This window comes from Pseudoalteromonas sp. MMG024, assembly GCF_021654175.1.
Classification (GTDB): Bacteria; Pseudomonadota; Gammaproteobacteria; order Enterobacterales; family Alteromonadaceae; genus Pseudoalteromonas.
This window is the reverse complement of record NZ_JAKFZO010000013.1, coordinates 14689-31330: the sequence shown is the minus strand read 5'-3', so window position 1 is coordinate 31330 and position 16642 is coordinate 14689. Positions and strand designations below refer to the sequence as shown.

The following is a 16642-nucleotide window of genomic DNA, read 5'->3' as shown; positions in this document are numbered from 1 at the left end:
GTTTATAATAGCGTTAGTTTATAAATCTTCATTAATAAAAATTATACTTTATAGGTCACATAATGATTAATTTTCGTAAATCTGCGTTAGCATCAGCAGTAATTGCTGTGTCTCTTGGCTTAACTGGCTGTGGTGGTAGCGATAGCAAAAAAGATCCTGTAACTCCTGTAAACCAAGCTCCAACTGATATCCAAATCTCTGCATCTTCAATTACCGAAGATACACTTGGTGTTGCGATTGGTGCGCTAACTGCATCAGATGATGCAACATCAGGTCATACGTTCACAGTATCAGACGCGCGTTTTGAAATTGTTGATGGCGAACTTAAAGTAAAAGATAGCTTAGCGTTTAATTTTGAAGAAGCAGCAGAAGTTGCTGTTGACGTAACAGTAACAGACGCGGGTGGCCTTACGTTTACTAAAACGATTACGTTAACAGTAAGTGATATCGAAGCAGAAAATGGTGTTAACGTTTATGAGTTTAACACTAAACTAAACGGCTTTTCTGGCTCGTCAGTATCGTACTCTGGTCAAACAGCGCGTCACGCGCTTTCAGCAGAACTTAAGCATTACATGGGCTTAATGACAGTTGAATACATTGAAACCAATAACATTATGGCTGCAGATGTACGCGCTAATCTAAACGCTCTTTGGAGTGACTACGCGGCGATTTCAGATTCACCAATCTCGCACTTAGGCGATGACCTGTCTGCGTATAAACAAAAGTTTTTCTCAGATATTTCATCTTCTGATAAAAACCTAGGTGGTGAAAACGGTAAAATCGCAGGTCGTGATACATCAAAAATGTATAAAGAGTGGCATGTTGCGGGCAACTTTAAAGGTTGGAACAATTTTGGTGAACAAGCGAGCACACCTGAAGGCTTAGTATTCCACTATTTCGATTTATTTATCGCACAAATCGAAAAAGTAAATACCGGTGAAGCGCTAGTAGACACAAACGGTGTTGCAATTTCAAAAGCTTACATCACACCAGAAGGCTTAGATTTAGTTCAACTAGTTCAAAAGCACACACTTGGCGCATTAATGTTCTCACAAGGTACTGATGATTACCTAGGTGAAGGCTTAGCTTCTGATAACAAAGTAGCTGACAAAGGTACTAAAACTTACACAGCACTTGAACATCAATTTGATGAAGGCTTTGGTTACTTTGGTGCTGCGCGCAACTACCTAGAATACTCAGACAGCGAAATTGCTAAAAAAGGCGGTCGCGAAAACTTCCAAGGTAAAAATGATATTAATATCGATGGCGTAATTGACCTAACGTCAGAGTTTGTTTGGGGGAATTCGTCTAACGCTGCAAAACGTGACCTTGGCGCAGAAGAAGCGACAGATTTCACAGCACAGGCAATGACTCACTTTATTGCTGGTCGTAAAATGATTTCAGACAACGTTGGCAAAAATGTTGCTGAGTTCTCTGCAGATGACAAAACAAAATTTGACAACCATGTATTCCAAGCAGCATTAGCATGGGAAAAAGCAATCGCAGCAACAGTAGTGCATTACATTAATGATGTAATTGCTGATATTGAGAATATTGAAGACGGCGAATACACATCAGCTGAATTCGCAGGTTACGCTAAGCATTGGGGTGAAATGAAAGGTTTCGCACTGAACTTCCAATTTAGCCCGTTCTCACCATTTGCAAACCATGAACTAAACCCGAAAAAAGATACGGTAGGTGAAGCTAAGTTTGTTGAAGTGCATGAGCTATTTGGTGATATGCCAGTGTTAGCAGGTGCAGATGAGTTCATGAATTACAAAGCTAAGTTAATTGCGGCTCGTGATATCTTAGATAACGCGTATGACTTTGCTGATGCGAACTCAGAGAACTGGTAATTTAAAATACATTTTAAATTGATATAAAAGGTTAGTAATTTCGGTTACTAACCTTTTGCTGTATTTATAATTCGAGATTTTAGGATAATTTTATGTTGATATCCGCAAAACTTAAACCGATAGCATTGGCAACATCATTAGTATTGACGTTGGCAGCGTGTTCGGAAGATACCTCAAGTACACAGGGACCAAATTTTGGTGGCGGTACAAGCGAGCCAGGGAATGGTGGCGGCACAACGTTTGATGAAAAAGCGTTAGTGGCAAACTTAGTAGATAATGTAATCACGCCAACATTTACCTCGTTTCATCAACAAGCGAGTGCGAACAAACAAAACATTGAAAGCTATTGTGCCATTGAAAAAGCAGCCATGGCAGGCGATGCAACTGAACAGCAACGTTTAGCTGCATTAGCATCGGCGCAAACTAGTTGGCGCGATACAACGGCACTTTGGCAACATGCAGAGCTGATGCAAATGGGGCCGCTTTTAGAAAATGAAGGCGAACTGCGCAATCTAATTTACTCTTGGCCTGCTAAAAGTTTATGTGGCGTAGATCAAGATACTGTGTATTTCGAAGACGGCGTGATTAATCAAAATGCATCGCGTCCGTACGATATTAAACAGCGTACCGCAACGCGTCGTGGTCTAGTAAGCCTTGAACATTTATTGTTCACAGAGCAGCTAAATCATAGCTGTTCAGTCGCTAATGATGCACTTGCAACTTGGAATAACCGCAGTGATAGCGAACGTCGTATCGCGCGCTGTGAGTTCGCTGTTGAAGTTGCCAGCGATTTAGTTGATAACAGCCAAGTGTTACTTGATAAATGGAATGGTGACAATGGGTATGCAATGACGTTAAAAAATGCCGGTGAAGTTGGCAGTAGTTTTGATAGCGTGCATGCGGCAGTTAATGTGATTTCCGACGCACTTTTCTATCTTACTGAAGAACTAAAAGACCAAAAATTAGCATTACCGCTAGGTTACGAGAGTAACTCGTGTGGTTTAGAAGCATGTCCTCAAGATGTTGAGTCACCAATAGCGGCGCAATCGCTCGCTAATATCAAAGCAAACCTTGCTGCGTTTGAAAAGCTCTTTACTGGCAATGGTGTAGTGCAAGGTAACACTACGGGTTTTGATGATTTTCTTGTAGAAGAAGAGGGCACAGACGTTAAAGACGCAATGTTAACTGGCCTTGAGCAATCAAATGCCGCAATAGATGCGATTAATGGTTCGCTGCAGCAAGCTCTGATTGATGAAAAAGACAAAGTAGAAACGTCACACGCAAAAGTAAAAGATGTGACCGATCAGTTAAAACATGACTTTATTAACAAACTTGCGCTTGAATTACCTAAATCTTCAGCCGGCGATAATGATTAGAGCTTTATTATGAAAAAAACACTTTTAGCATTAGCAATTGCAAGCTGTGCAACGTCAGTTGTTGCAAAAGATAACAAAGCAAACGATATCGAGCACATCACCATAATTAGTCATGGTGACAAACTGCGTACAGAGTCAGGTTCAGCAACCCTTGTTTCAGAAGTTGAACTCGAAAAATATGAATACGATGATATTCACCGTATTTTAGCCAAAGTACCGGGCGTGAATATTCGTGAAGAAGACGGTTATGGTCTGCGTCCAAACATTGGCTTTCGTGGTGTTACACCCGAGCGTAGTAAAAAAGTAACTATTTTAGAAGACGGTGTGTTAATTGGCCCGGCGCCATATTCAGCTCCGGCGGCATACTATTTTCCAGTCACTACCCGGATGACCGCAGTAGAAGTGTTTAAAGGCCCTGCGGCAATTAAGCACGGCCCGCAAACGGTTGCAGGTACGCTTAATATGGTAACGCGCCAAGTGCCATTTGAAATGACCGGTGGTTTGGATTTAGCAACGGGCACTGATGGTTATCAAAAAGCGCACGGATATTTTGGTACTGAAGTAACCAAAAATTTGGGTTTGCTAGTTGAAGGTGTTCGTTTACAAGCGGATGGTTTTAAAGAAATTGATAACGGTGGTGATTCAGGCTTTAAAAAGAATGATTTACTTGTTAAAACCAAATATTTGTTAGACGGACAGGCATTTGACCAAAGTTTTGAACTTAAGCTTTCCTATGCAGATGAAAACTCAGATGAAACTTACCTAGGGTTAACGGATGCGGACTTTAATGCAAATCCGTATCGTCGCTACGCGGCTTCCCAACCTGCGAATATGGACACTGAGCATACGCAAATTATGTTTACCCATAATCTCTCTAACGATGTTTTCTCTGCAACAACGCGTATTTACCGTAATGATTACGAGCGTGCTTGGCGAAAATTAGGCGGCTTAACAAGTATTATGACAAACCCAGAATTATATGAACGAGAATATGCTGTTATAACCGGTGAGCAAAACTCAGTGCTAGATGGTGAAACATCGATGTTCTTAGTTATGGGTACCAATGACCGCGAATACTATTCACAGGGTATTCAAATTGATGCTGATTACGAATTTTCACTTGGTGGTTTAGATCATAAGCTAGCGTTTGGTGTGCGTTATCATGAAGATGAAATTGAACGTAAACACTTTAGTGAAAACTATCAGATGCTTGATGGTTATGCTGAGAAAACAGCTGGTGATAAAGTATTTACCACAACCAATATCGAAAGTACTGAAGCGCTTTCAGTTTATATTGAAGACACGGTAAAACTTGGCAACTTAACGGTGTCTGCGGGTGTTCGTGGCGAAGACATGGACATGTACTACACCGATCTTGTGGACAGAGATGATTGGCAACGTAAATCAACTCAAATTTGGCTACCTGGCGTGAGCGGTTTTTATCAAGTGACAGAAAACGCAGGTGTATTATTTGGTGTGCACCAAGGTTTTGTGCCAAGCAGTCCGCAACAGGCATCTGATGTGAAAGTTGAGAAAAGCATTAACTATGAGTTTGGTGGTCGTTTTAACGATGGTGCTACTAATATCGAACTAGTTAGCTTTTTTAATGACTACAGCAACTTAAAAGAAAGCTGTTCACAATCAAGCTGTGGTACACAAGGCGACCTTGACCGTGAGTTTAACGGTGGCGAAGTGAATGTGTATGGCTTGGAAGCGCAATTGCGTCAAAGTTATCCAATCAGTACGCAATTTGATATGCCATATAGCTTTACTTACACCTATACCAAGTCTGAATTTTTAGAAAGCTTTGAATCAGATTTTGAACAGTGGGGTGATATTTCGGATGGCGACTCAGTGCAGTATTTACCTGAACATCAATTTAACTTTGAAATCGGTTTAGCGGCGAATAATTGGGAAACCAATTTAATCGTTAAATACGTAAGCGAAATGGATGAAGCAGCAGGTGATAATGTTACGTTATCGGGCTTTAAAACTGAGTCGAGCGTTATCGTCGATGTATCCGCAACGTATGATCTTGGTCAATATGGCCGCATTTACGGTAAGGTTGATAACCTAACTGATGAAGCGTACATTATTAGTCGCCGCCCGTATGGCGCAAGACCAAATAAACCAAGACAGTTTGTAATTGGTTACAAATACCAGTTTTAAGCTTTGGCATTGCGAATAAGGGGCTATCGGCCCCTTTTTTGTAGGAACTACTGTGTTAGAGATTTTTTCAACAAGTTTAAGTGAACTACCGCGTTATTTTAGTGATGCGAATAAACGTATTTTTTACCTTTATTTGTTAAGTGCGGTGGCGTTAGCGCTGCCGGTGTATTTTGCTGCAACAAAACAGCGCACAACGTTAGGCTTTTTTAAATTCTTATTCCCTAAATCCGTTTGGTTAGCAAAAAGTGCCAAACAAGATTATGCCTTGTGGGTAGTTAATAAACTGATCAAAGCCTTAATGTTCGGCCCTATTGTATTAACAATGGCACCGATAGCAATTGCGCTAAGTGACGCTTTAGAGTGGCTGTTCGGTCGCACAGAGCCGTTGGCATTGGCCAAGTGGCAAGTAATCACTATTTTCACTTTTCTACTCTTTATTATTGATGACTTAACGCGTTTCTTACTGCATTACGCTCTGCATAAAATACCGTTTTTATGGGAATTTCATAAAGTACATCACAGCGCAAAAGTACTCACGCCATTTACAATTTATCGTTCTCACCCTGTGGAGAGTTATTTATACGCGTGCCGCATGGCAATCGTACAAGGAGTCGCTGTGGGTATTGGCTACTATTTATTTGCCGATGCAATTAGCATGTTTGATGTGTTAGGTGCCAATGTGTTTGTGTTTTTGTTTAACGTTTTTGGCGCAAATTTACGCCACTCACATATTTGGTTGTCGTGGGGCGATAAGTTGGAAGGCATTTTTATTAGCCCTGCACAACATCAAATCCACCACAGTGATAACCCTAAACACTTTGATACTAACTTGGGTTCCGCACTGGCTATATGGGACCGTATGACAGGTACCCTAATTAAAGCATCAGAAGTTGGCAAGATCTCCATCGGGGTAGGGCAGTATGATTGCGGCCATGATTCGTTATTTGCGATTTATAGTAAACCGTTTTTAGAGTCTGCAAAATCATTAAAGCTAAGTGCAAAAAAAGGCATAAATAAAATTGCGCCGAATAAAAGTAAGATCACTAATGACAAAAAACCGAGCATCTAGAGCTCGGTTTTTTATAACGCGTAGACGAAATCTAGTTTTTATTTGGAATATTACCGAGTACTTCAACGAGTAGATTGAAAAATGGCTCAACTGTATCGATTTTCACTTTTTCATCTGGCGAATGCGGAAAGCGAATCGTCGGTCCAAACGACACCATATCCCAATGTGGGTACGCATCCTTAAACAAGCCACATTCAAGCCCAGCATGGATCACCATAATTTTAGGTAATGTGCCAAACATACCTTGATAGGTTTCACGTAAGATATCTTTAATTTCAGAATCGTCTTTTGGCTCCCAGCCAGGGTACGCACCTGTGAAAGTAACGCTCGCACCTGCTAGGGCAAATGTTGATGCAATCATATTTTGCGTATTAGTGCGGGCAGAATCGATTAATGAGCGAACCAGGCATTTTACGCTTACAGCGTTTTCGTTTGTTAACACAACACCTAAATTGGTCGATGTTTCAACGATGCCGTCGATGGTGTCACTCATGCGAATAACGCCGTTCACACAACCATTTATGCTATTGATTACCGCGGACTGCGATACTTTAGCAAGTTGTTTTTCGGGTAATGACGCATCAGCAACCGATAGTAAAATATTTGGCTCAACTTTACTTAGTTCCGCTAAAAACAGTGAATTGATATCTTTAAGTGCATTAACTAGCGTGTCTTTATCTTGGCCATCAATTACTAGCGTTACTTCTGCTTCACGTGGAATTGCGTTTCTCAGTGAGCCGCCTTGTAAGTTGGCAATGGCAAAGTCGATATCTAATAAGCTTAATGCTCGCACTAATAGTTTATTTGCGTTAGCGCGACCTAAGTGAATATCAACACCCGAATGACCGCCTTTTAAACCGTTAAGCGATACGTTAACAGCTGATTTAGTTGTATTGGTCGCTTCCCATTCAACTGGCAGCTCAATGTTTACATCAATACCGCCTGCGCAGCCCATGTAAACTTCGCCTTCATCTTCTGAATCAGTGTTTAGTAATATATCGCCTTCTAACCAGCCTGCTTCAAGGCCGAAAGCACCTGTCATGCCGGCTTCTTCGTCTATGGTAACTAATACTTCAAGTGGACCATGTTGGATATCTTTGCTTGCTAAAACAGCAAGGCTTGCCGAAAGGCCAATGCCGTTATCGGCACCTAATGTTGTGCCATTTGCGGTTACCCATTCACCATCTACATAAGCTTCAATAGGGTCGTTGATAAAGTCGTGCTCTTTATCGTTATTTTTTTGCGGCACCATGTCCATATGCGCTTGTAAAATCACACCTTTGCGATTTTCCATACCGATTGTTGCAGGTTTTTTAATAATTAGATTGCCTACTTTGTCTTCTTTAACATCAAGACCAAGCTCAGTAGCGAATTGTTGGATCCACGCAGAAATTTTCTGCTCGTGTTTGCTCGGGTGTGGAATGCTGCATATTTTTTCGAAAATTTGCCACAGTGGCTGTGGCGATAACTGAGAAAGTTGAGTCACAGTGTGTTCCTTGAATATTAATTAAGTAATGGCATTAACACTTTTTCAAGGCCATTACGTTTCACTTCATAAATTAACGCAAGTTGCTGTCCAAGCTTTCCCTCAGGGAAGCCTTTTTGTTTAAACCAAACAAGGTAGGGTTCTGGTAATTTTAAGAGTGGGAAGCCGGCATATTTACCAAACGGCATAGGCTGATTGATTGCTTCCAATAAAGCGTGTTTATCTGCGAGCATAAATAAAGTGAGATTGTGAAAGTCTCAGCTAGTATACCTTAATGGCAATTAATTTTGACTGGTTTTGAGGGAGTGAACCCTTTTTCTCGCAATAAATTATCGAGTTGGTTTACAGGCAAATGGTGTTGCGGGTTATGGCGCAGGGCATGGTTTTTTGGCACCGCGTATTTATCAAGCAGTAAAAAATAAAATGTGCGCTTGGCTAAGTCTGAATCAAGGTGTTTAAGTTCATTACTGATAAAATCACGCATTTCGGGTGATAATGCGGTTTTTTTAGGATGTTGCTGCATAGTCACGTCATTCAGAGTAATAGATAGGTAAATATTACTCTGAATAACGATAAAAGTGTTACAAAAATGTAAATGAACGTAATCGTGCTGAGTGGTTTATGCTAGCTCGTTTTAGAAAACACCTTTTCTTTTACGTGTTCAGCAAAACCGCTACCAGCTTCTAAGTAGAAGTTAAAAGTTGAATGAACACCCATATCTTCTAGCTCTTTTTGTTGGTCGCGATAGTTGGCGATTGCGGTTACCTGACCAGAGAAGCCCGACGCTTTTAGCTGCTCAAGGGCGTACAGGTTTTGCGCGTGTTTTGGCATGGCTAACATTACCATTTCTACGTCCGAGTGGTTAATGCGGTTCCAAAAATCGGGATCGGTGGCATCGGCTAAAATGGCAAATCGATCGCGCTTGATATGCTTTTCTACTGTATCAGGGTTAATATCTACACCGGCGACCGATTCAGGGTAGCTTTGCGCAATTGTTTCATAGGCACCGGTACCAACACGGCCCATACCAAAGATCAAGATTTTCGCTTTGTTTAAGTTAACCGGCATTTCTTCGGCTAAGCGTTTGCTTGATTCAAAGCGCAGTAAGAAATTCTCATATTTTACGTAAAGCTCGTTTGATTTGTTATTAAGCGGTGACGCAATAATAAAGGTTATGGATACCGCAACTGCAAGTACCGCGAGCCACTCACCCGTTAACCAGCCACTCGATACGGCAAGCGCACAGACAATCAAGCCAAATTCACTGTAGTTTGATAATGAAAATGCACCGAGTAGGGAAGTGCGCGCACGCAAGTGAAAAACGTTAGTAAATAGGTAATAAAGTAGCACTTTAAGGGGTAACACAATAATTAAAACCGCGGCAACTAAGAGTGCATTGAGTGTGAGCTCGGCATTAAGGCCAATCGTTAAAAAGAATCCGACTAAGAAGAGATCTTTAAAGCTTAATAGTGCCTTAGAGAGTTCGCTCGCCTTTTTATGTGGCGCTAAGATCATACCAATAATCAGTGCACCTAAGTCACCTTTTAAGCCCGCAAATTCAAATGCGTGATAGCCAACCACTAATGCAAAGAAAAAACCAAATAGCGGGAGCACTTCACCGTGCTTTGAACGTGCAAGCATCCAGTAAAATACGGGTCTAATAAGTGGCAAGGCAAGCACCAATGCAATTGCCCAATAGTTTGGCAGCTTACCTGTACTAACCGCTAAGAAAACAACAGCAAAGATGTCTTGCATTACCAAAATACCGATGGCGACTTTACCGTGTAAGCTGGCCATTTCACCGCGTTCTTCAAGCACTTTTACCGCGAAAACGGTGGATGAAAAGCTTAGAGCAAATGCCAAAATGGCCGCTGATTGACTCGATAATTCAGAAAATAGAGGCAGTTTTAACCAGCTGAGCCCCAGTAAAGCCGCCCAAAACAACACGCTACACAATACAATATGCAAGGTTGCAGGCCCCCAAACTTGGGCTTTGATTAGATTGCCAATCTTTAATTTTAGGCCAATGCTAAATAGCAGTAAGGTCACGCCTAGATTAGCCATTGTTTCAAGCAACTCGGTACTTTGATACCCCGCAAGATTAAGCACAAAACCGGCACATAAGAAGCCGATCAGCGGTGGTAATTTAAACTGTAAAATAATGAAGCCGCAAATAAAGGCTGTTGCGTAAAACAATAATTCCATAGAGTATTTTATAATTCTCAGTTAAATAGTAAGGCTTTTCTTAGTCTATCTAAAAACGCCGTGCTGTGCTACGAAATACGCTCAGCGCAAGCCAATCAAAGGTGCAATCTAAACTAAAATGTAATCAACTTTTAACAAGTATAACTTTTAACTGACAAATTATTATTTTTATGGTTAATATGCAGTATAAGTATAAAGAACAAGGTGAGTTATATGTTCAAAAAAGTTCTCGCATCTATCGGTATTGGTGCGGCAAAAGTGGATACCGTGCTACATACTGAGCATTTACTGCCAGGGCAAAAATTTTCAGCAGAAGTTATCATAACAGCAGGCGATGTAGAGCAAGATATTTCAGGATTAGAGTTAGCCTTAATGACTAAGGTTAAAGTAGAGTCAGACGAAGGCGAGTATTTTGCAGACCATGTGTTAGATAAATGGTCGATTGTCGATCAAAGAGCATTGCAGCCAGGTGAAGAATTACGTATTCCATTTGAAGCGCGCCTGCACTCAGAAACACCAATTACCGAAATATCACAGGGCATTAATCAAAGCGTAGTTTGGATAGCGACTGGTTTAAATATTGATTTTGCGCTCGACGCAACCGACCGAGATCCGGTTTATGTATACCCAAATGAAGCGGTAAAAACCTTTATGCTAGCAATGGAAAAATTGGGCTATAAATTGGTTAAAAGCGATGTTGAAAAAGGCTATTTACGTACGTCTAATTTCAATTCCACATCAGGGTGTTATCAAGAGCTTGAATACAAGCCTGCAGGCCTAAAAGTGTTTGGTCCGAAGGAAGTTGAGTTGTCATTTGTGCCTGAGGCATTGAAAACTCATGTGTTAATTGAAGTAGACCGAATGTTTGGCTCAGATGGTTACGCTGATTTGACCATTGAGCATGACCAGGTCAACCTGAGCCAAATTTGCGATCAGCTAGAACATATTTTCAGCTAAGTGAAGATAATTATCTAAGGGGCTTAGGCCCCTTTTTTATTGGGTGCATAATGACAAAATTTTATAGTAAAACATTTAATGAACTCACAACGGCAGAACTCTACGCCATTTTAAAGTTGCGCGTTGATGTCTTTGTGGTTGAACAAAACTGCCCGTATGAAGAGCTTGATGGGTTAGATTGCGAGCCGCAAACCCAGCATATTATTGGTTATGACGATAATGACGTTGTTGCCTATGCGCGTTGTTTAGCGCCAAAAATTAACTATGAGAACAGCGCAGCGATTGGTCGAGTGCTCGTTAAAAAAGATGCGCGGGGCAAAGGGCTTGCACACGCTATTGTGTCGCTTGCTAAAGATATTTGTATTTCACATTGGCCTGAGCAAGGGGTTGAAATATCAGCGCAGTGCTATTTAACCGAATTTTACACTGAACTTGGCTTTCAAGTAGACGGGCAAGAATACCTCGAAGATGGTATTCCGCACATTCATATGAAAGCGGTTTTGTAAAAAAATTGCTAAGCCTAAAAGTAAAAAGCCGATGCATATCATCGGCTTTTTATTTATCTGTTTATGTCTTTATCTGCTGGTTAGATAAATGAATGAATAAATACCGCCGCAATAGCGAGCGGACACACAAATTTTGTGTACCATGGCCAGATTTTCCAGAACACGCCTGATTCAACGTTTTCATTACCTTGTTTAATTTCTTCAATAAGTGAATTTCGTTGCCAAATCCAGCCTGCGAATACGCAGCAGAACATCGCGATAATTGGCTGACCATATTCTGTCGCCAATGTTGCCACAAAGTCGAGCATCGTACCGATGTTAAAAATAATCACAAAACTGATTGCTAAAATACCAATACCAGTCCACGTAGTCGCGGTTTTACGCTCAATATTATGGCGCTCAACAAGATAAGATACAGGGCCTTCTAACATCGATATTGACGACGTAAGTGCGGCAATCGACATTAGGATAAAGAATGCCAAGCCAACAAACACACCCAGCTGACCCATAGAATCAAATAAACTTGGTAAGACTTGGAATACAAGGGTTGGGCCTGCGAGCAGTGAGCCATCCTCAGCAAAAATTTGCACGCCTTGTTCCAATGCAACGTACATTGCGGGAATGACTAAAAGGCCTGCTAAAAATGCAATCGATACGTCAATAAATGTAACTTGTGCGCCGATGGTAACCATGTTTTCTTTTTTCGAAATGTATGAACCATAGATCACCATAACACTAGTACCCAACGACAGTGAAAAGAATGCTTGGCCAAGTGCACTAATTAGTAAGTCAGGATCAAGTACTCGCGAAATATCAGGATTAAGGTAAGCTTCTAATCCTTTGTCGGCACCATCTAAGGTTAATACATAGATGATCAGTAAAATAAGCAGAGCAATCATTGCTGGCATTAAACGTTTAGACCATTTCTCTATGCCATCTTCTACGCCATTACGAATAATAATCACGGTTAAAAACATAAAAATTGCACAGAAGAAAATATTGCGTGCCACGCTATCGCTAACGGCCCACTCTGCAACGCTGGTGGCACCGACGATGGTTGCACCTGCCTCTACGGCGTATGATGTCATCCATCCGGCTAAAATACCGTAAAAGCTTAAAATAAGCGCTGCACAAACAATGCCGCCAAAGCCGACAATAAATGCGAAGCGTTTTTGTGTTTGCGTACGAGAAAGTTTTTCAAGAGACGTTACGGCATTCGCTTGGCCGTATCGCCCAATTAGAATTTCAGCCATAAATGCAGGATATGCTAGGCAAAACGCTAAAATTAAATACATTAATACAAACGCAGCGCCACCATTAGTTGCCGTTTGTGTTGGGAAGCCCCAAATATTGCCAAGGCCAACAGCACTACCTGCTGCCGCCATGATAAATCCTAGTCGAGAGGAAAACTCTCCACGTGAAGCACTCATATATTTTTCTCGTTATTAGTTTGCCGCCCAATCTACTGTAAATTGAAATAAATTAATAGAGTGAGTTCACTTGATTTAGATCAATAAGATTAAAAAAATGTAAACAATCAAATTCGCTAAATTGTTAAATGTAATAGTTGCGTAATTCGATAAAGGGCGAGCGCGCTACCATGAACTGGTCTTGTTCTTTAAATGGCAGCGATGTGGCAAGCGTAAAGTAAATTTTGCACCGCCGAGTTCTTTTGAGCGAGATACTTTAATATCGCCGAAATGCCATGCGATGACTTTTGCTACGATAGCAAGCCCAAGGCCATAGTTTTTGGCCGCGCGGTTACGGTGATTTTCTTGCTGGAAGAAAGGCTTTAATACGTTATCTAGGTTTGCTTCATCAATGCCCGGGCCATCGTCTTCAATTTCAATAAACGTGTCAGCGTGGGTTTGCGTCGTGCTAATCGTAATGGTGGTTTTTGCAAAGTCAGCGGCGTTACTTAGTAAATTAACAATGGCGCGGGCTAACCAGTGTGGATCCACATAAAGCTGCTGGGTATCTGATTTTATTTCAAGTTTGATAGATTGCGCATTGAGCTTAGGTTCAACTTGATAAAAACAGTTATCAAATAGCTCAGTACTGGTGATGGCAGTAGGCGATATTTGATACGATTTTTGCTCAAGGGTCGCGTATTCTAAATAGCTGTTGAGCATGGATTCCATTTGATCTAAGTCGTTTTCCATGCGTTCAAGGTAATGCTGAATTTTAGTTGGATCTTTGGTATCTATCGCGGCATCTAAGCCAAATCGTAAACACGCAAGGGGAGTGCGGATATCGTGCGACATACTCGATGCGAGTAGTTGGTTTTCTTCGATCAGCTGCTGAATTTGGTCGGCCATGCGGTTGTAACTGGTTTCTAGCTCACGAATATAGCTTAGCCCGGTTAAGTTGATACGAGCATCGAGGTTGCCATTGGCAAATTGTGCGGTGGCCTTGTTTAGCAAACTTAATCGTTTGGTAAGCGGTGCGAGCCACCACCACATAAAAATACAAATGCCTAGATAAAAACCAACGGTCAAAAAGAGATCGGTACGATTAGTTGGCATTGGCGGCTTTTCAACACGCAACTGAATATGGCTATCAGCTAATGCAGCACTTGTTTGAATCAAATAAAAACCTAATTCGTCTTCTAGGGTAATACCGCCAGGCACCAGTAATTCACCGTGTAGTTCACGAGGCAACGCAAGCTCACTATTGCTGTGGTAACTCAAGCTAAAATGACTTGCTTGGGTGAAGCGTTCTAAAAAGGCTTCATGTTCGCTTTTAGGGTGATGGCTTATTTCAGCAACCACGCCTGCAAGTATTTGCTTTTCAACTTTAAAATTATCGTGATTGCTTGGAGGCGCACTTAATGAATCAATTAACCAACCAAGAATAAATGATGAAATCAGTGCGCCTGTGATCAGGCTAATATAAAGCTTTTTCATTAACTACCAAGCTTGGCTTACGAACAAATAACCTTTACCCCAAATGGTTTTTATTTTATTTGGGCTTTGTGGGTCGTCGCCAATTTTCTTACGAAGTGCAGAAATAAGCACATCAACGCTTCGATCTAAGCCGTCGTATTCCCTGCCTTTGGTCGCCAAAAACACGCTATCGCGGTCGAGAATTTGATCCGCATTTGATGCCAAGTAAAACAACAAAGAATATTCTGCATTTGAAAGGGCGAGTTTAGCACCATCTAAAAATACGTCGCGTGACAAGGTGTCGATTTGTAAACTTCCAATGCTGATCTCATCAGAATTGGCATCCGAGCCCCCTTGTTTTTCACGCATAACTGCATTGATACGCGCAAGTAATACACGTGGACGCACTGGTTTTATGACATAATCACTTGCCCCTACTTCTAAGCCAAGTACTTCATCAATTTCATCACCTTTAGCAGTCATCATAATAATTGGCTGATGATAGAAAATACGTAAATCGCGACACACACTCATGCCATCTTTACCTGGCAGCATTAAGTCAAGTAATACTAAATCGGGGTTATGTTTTTTTACTGCCTGCACAGCTTCGTCACCACGATGACACAAAACAACGTCAAAGCCTTGTTCAACTAAGTACTCACTTACCCATTGTGCAAGCGATGTGTCATCTTCAACTAATAGTATTTTTTTTGCTATATCCATTAAAACAGTCTCCACCGACGTTTCTTTCGCTTATTGGTGTATACCCAATTTACTTTCATTTCTGCGGGCTCGCTGATTTGCCCTGAGCTAATTTCAACTAATTCGTATTGCACTGCTTCTGGCGAGTTAAACTCACTGTCTAATTCGCCAAAGGTACTGCTATACCAGCAGCGAATCAGTTTTTTATCGCTTACTGTGCGAATACAATAATCGCCTCTGACCGGCGCATGCCACTGGAACTTTAATTTGGTGTAACAGTGCTTTCCTTGACGCAATGCCACACATTTTTCAGGGAAAATGGCCAGTTCAGGATTCGATAGTGGCAAATTGACGTTCTTTTCGGCGTCGGCAAAGCACAAGCTTGCGAAGAAAAATAACGCAATTAGCTTGAGCTTAATCAGGACAAATTTAAGGTTAAAATACATAGCGTATGCCAACCTTAGCTTTGTGTCGCAAGCTGTTAGAGATTAATGGACTGTTACTAATTTCTTTGGAATACCAAGAGGATAACCAGCCACCAAGAAACACCCAATCTTCATTAATTGGGTATTCGGCGTGAATTTCAAAGGTCAGGCTATACGCGGCGCTTGGATTGTACTGTGGTCTAAATCCCGCGATTGCTTCGTTGGCATCTACGCCAAAGTAATAACCGGTGAAATCCGATGAATAAATATTTAGGCCCGAGCCAACACGAAATTCCCAATTGCGATAATCTTGAATAGTACTAATAAAACCACTTGCCCAAAGGCTTTTGTGTGCACCTGAGATGTCGTGGAGAATTTCTAACGATAACTGGTGGGTTTTTTCTTTACGGGTAAGGCGAAGACCCGCATTAAAGTCATCTTCACGTTCTTTCACTCCGCGTAGTTCAGATACTAAATCGTCGTCGTAAAAGGTACCAGTTTCGTCAAAGCCTTCATGGGCGTTAATCGCGAATAAATCGAGACTCCAGTCATACTTATCAACGAGGTTGTAACCAATCGTCAAACCACCTGAAAGTTGTGAGTTATCAACATCAAAATAAAATTTGTCGTAGTTGATGGCAACATTGATGTTTAATTCAAAGCCATCTTGGTAGTCCACACCTTGTAAATAGTGTTTATCGACATAGTAGCCAGCACCAAAACTCCAATCCCACGTGAACCCGTCACTTGCCTCGAGTGTGTTGTCTGCATAAAGCCGATTACTAGCAAGGCAGGGCGTCGCAAGCAAGGTGCTCAAAATAAGAAGTGAAATTGTAATTTTGTTCATTGTAATAATTATAGTTGTACTGATCAGTGGCTAAATGCTGTTTAATAAAATACGTATTATATGTATAAATGTGTAGTTCACATGTAAAAAAATGTAGTTGTTCAGCTTGGACAAACAAAATATTTAAAAGTTTTGCCTGCATCCTTGTTATTGGCTTGT

General features: G+C 41.2%; 15 protein-coding genes. 6 read left to right on the top strand and 9 right to left on the bottom strand.

Annotation, left to right across the window (positions count from 1 at the left end; translation table 11 throughout):
- Positions 1-62: 62 nt before the first annotated feature.
- From L1068_RS13630 to L1068_RS13615, 4 genes are all read left to right on the top strand, one after another.
- Positions 63-1856, top strand: a complete 1794-nt coding sequence (locus tag L1068_RS13630) for a DUF4856 domain-containing protein (protein ID WP_237130720.1) — start codon at positions 63-65, stop codon at positions 1854-1856.
- Between the two features lie 92 nt (positions 1857-1948).
- The gene (locus L1068_RS13625; RefSeq protein WP_237130719.1) at positions 1949-3232 is read left to right on the top strand and encodes an imelysin family protein; all 1284 of its coding nucleotides are present in this window, start codon (positions 1949-1951) and stop codon (positions 3230-3232) included.
- A 9-nt stretch (positions 3233-3241) separates the two neighbouring features.
- Positions 3242-5401 carry a TonB-dependent receptor gene (locus L1068_RS13620; protein WP_237130718.1) on the top strand — a complete coding sequence of 720 codons (2160 nt, stop codon included), beginning with the start codon at positions 3242-3244 and terminating at the stop codon, positions 5399-5401.
- A gap of 52 nt (positions 5402-5453) precedes the next feature.
- Positions 5454-6470 (top strand): sterol desaturase family protein, encoded by a 1017-nt coding sequence (locus L1068_RS13615; protein WP_237130717.1) that lies wholly within the window; start codon positions 5454-5456, stop codon positions 6468-6470.
- A gap of 31 nt (positions 6471-6501) precedes the next feature.
- Here the strand turns inward: L1068_RS13615 and L1068_RS13610 are convergent, their stop codons facing one another.
- From L1068_RS13610 to L1068_RS13595, 4 genes are all read right to left on the bottom strand, one after another.
- Positions 6502-7956 carry a beta-Ala-His dipeptidase gene (locus L1068_RS13610; RefSeq protein WP_237130716.1) on the bottom strand — a complete coding sequence of 485 codons (1455 nt, stop codon included), beginning with the start codon at positions 7954-7956 and terminating at the stop codon, positions 6502-6504.
- Positions 7957-7973: 17 nt separating this feature from the next.
- On the bottom strand, positions 7974-8189 hold the full coding sequence (locus L1068_RS13605) for a DUF3820 family protein (protein WP_237130715.1): 216 nt from the start codon (positions 8187-8189) through the stop codon (positions 7974-7976).
- A gap of 38 nt (positions 8190-8227) precedes the next feature.
- Positions 8228-8479: a hypothetical protein gene (locus L1068_RS13600; RefSeq protein WP_237130714.1), complete on the bottom strand. Its 252-nt coding sequence runs from the start codon at positions 8477-8479 to the stop codon at positions 8228-8230.
- A 101-nt stretch (positions 8480-8580) separates the two neighbouring features.
- Positions 8581-10161 carry a cation:proton antiporter family protein gene (locus L1068_RS13595; RefSeq protein WP_237130713.1) on the bottom strand — a complete coding sequence of 527 codons (1581 nt, stop codon included), beginning with the start codon at positions 10159-10161 and terminating at the stop codon, positions 8581-8583.
- A gap of 213 nt (positions 10162-10374) precedes the next feature.
- Here L1068_RS13595 and L1068_RS13590 point away from each other — a divergent pair, with 213 nt between their 5' ends.
- Positions 10375-11118, top strand: a complete 744-nt coding sequence (locus L1068_RS13590) for a sporulation protein (protein ID WP_237130712.1) — start codon at positions 10375-10377, stop codon at positions 11116-11118.
- Between the two features lie 50 nt (positions 11119-11168).
- Positions 11169-11624, top strand: coding sequence for a GNAT family N-acetyltransferase (locus tag L1068_RS13585; protein ID WP_237130711.1), 456 nt, complete (start codon positions 11169-11171; stop codon positions 11622-11624).
- Between the two features lie 80 nt (positions 11625-11704).
- On the opposite strand, the gene L1068_RS13580 is transcribed toward L1068_RS13585, so the two are convergent.
- From L1068_RS13580 to L1068_RS13560, 5 genes are all read right to left on the bottom strand, one after another.
- The gene (locus L1068_RS13580; RefSeq protein WP_237130710.1) at positions 11705-13054 is read right to left on the bottom strand and encodes a sodium-dependent transporter; all 1350 of its coding nucleotides are present in this window, start codon (positions 13052-13054) and stop codon (positions 11705-11707) included.
- Between the two features lie 165 nt (positions 13055-13219).
- Positions 13220-14530: an ATP-binding protein gene (locus tag L1068_RS13575; RefSeq protein ID WP_237130709.1), complete on the bottom strand. Its 1311-nt coding sequence runs from the start codon at positions 14528-14530 to the stop codon at positions 13220-13222.
- Positions 14531-14533: 3 nt separating this feature from the next.
- Positions 14534-15232, bottom strand: coding sequence for a response regulator (locus L1068_RS13570; protein WP_237130708.1), 699 nt, complete (start codon positions 15230-15232; stop codon positions 14534-14536).
- Positions 15232-15657 carry a DUF3019 domain-containing protein gene (locus tag L1068_RS13565; RefSeq protein ID WP_237130707.1) on the bottom strand — a complete coding sequence of 142 codons (426 nt, stop codon included), beginning with the start codon at positions 15655-15657 and terminating at the stop codon, positions 15232-15234. The genes L1068_RS13570 and L1068_RS13565 overlap by 1 nt, the downstream gene beginning before the upstream one ends.
- A complete protein-coding gene (locus L1068_RS13560) occupies positions 15647-16483 on the bottom strand; it encodes a MipA/OmpV family protein (RefSeq protein ID WP_105170631.1) in 837 nt (278 codons plus the stop codon). Before L1068_RS13560 ends, L1068_RS13565 begins: the two co-directional genes overlap by 11 nt.
- Positions 16484-16642 lie beyond the last annotated feature (159 nt).

Bases quoted from the DNA above. Each gene is read 5' to 3' on its own strand.
- L1068_RS13630 (WP_237130720.1), top strand. From the start codon at position 63: ATGATTAATTTTCGTAAATCTGCGTTAGCATCAGCAGTAATTGCTGTG.
- L1068_RS13625 (WP_237130719.1), top strand. From the start codon at position 1,949: ATGTTGATATCCGCAAAACTTAAACCGATAGCATTGGCAACATCATTA.
- L1068_RS13620 (WP_237130718.1), top strand. From the start codon at position 3,242: ATGAAAAAAACACTTTTAGCATTAGCAATTGCAAGCTGTGCAACGTCA.
- L1068_RS13605 (WP_237130715.1), bottom strand. From the start codon at position 8,189: ATGCTCGCAGATAAACACGCTTTATTGGAAGCAATCAATCAGCCTATG.
- L1068_RS13600 (WP_237130714.1), bottom strand. From the start codon at position 8,479: ATGCAGCAACATCCTAAAAAAACCGCATTATCACCCGAAATGCGTGAT.
- L1068_RS13595 (WP_237130713.1), bottom strand. From the start codon at position 10,161: ATGGAATTATTGTTTTACGCAACAGCCTTTATTTGCGGCTTCATTATT.
- L1068_RS13590 (WP_237130712.1), top strand. From the start codon at position 10,375: ATGTTCAAAAAAGTTCTCGCATCTATCGGTATTGGTGCGGCAAAAGTG.
- L1068_RS13585 (WP_237130711.1), top strand. From the start codon at position 11,169: ATGACAAAATTTTATAGTAAAACATTTAATGAACTCACAACGGCAGAA.
- L1068_RS13580 (WP_237130710.1), bottom strand. From the start codon at position 13,054: ATGAGTGCTTCACGTGGAGAGTTTTCCTCTCGACTAGGATTTATCATG.
- L1068_RS13575 (WP_237130709.1), bottom strand. From the start codon at position 14,530: ATGAAAAAGCTTTATATTAGCCTGATCACAGGCGCACTGATTTCATCA.
- L1068_RS13570 (WP_237130708.1), bottom strand. From the start codon at position 15,232: ATGGATATAGCAAAAAAAATACTATTAGTTGAAGATGACACATCGCTT.
- L1068_RS13565 (WP_237130707.1), bottom strand. From the start codon at position 15,657: ATGTATTTTAACCTTAAATTTGTCCTGATTAAGCTCAAGCTAATTGCG.
- L1068_RS13560 (WP_105170631.1), bottom strand. From the start codon at position 16,483: ATGAACAAAATTACAATTTCACTTCTTATTTTGAGCACCTTGCTTGCG.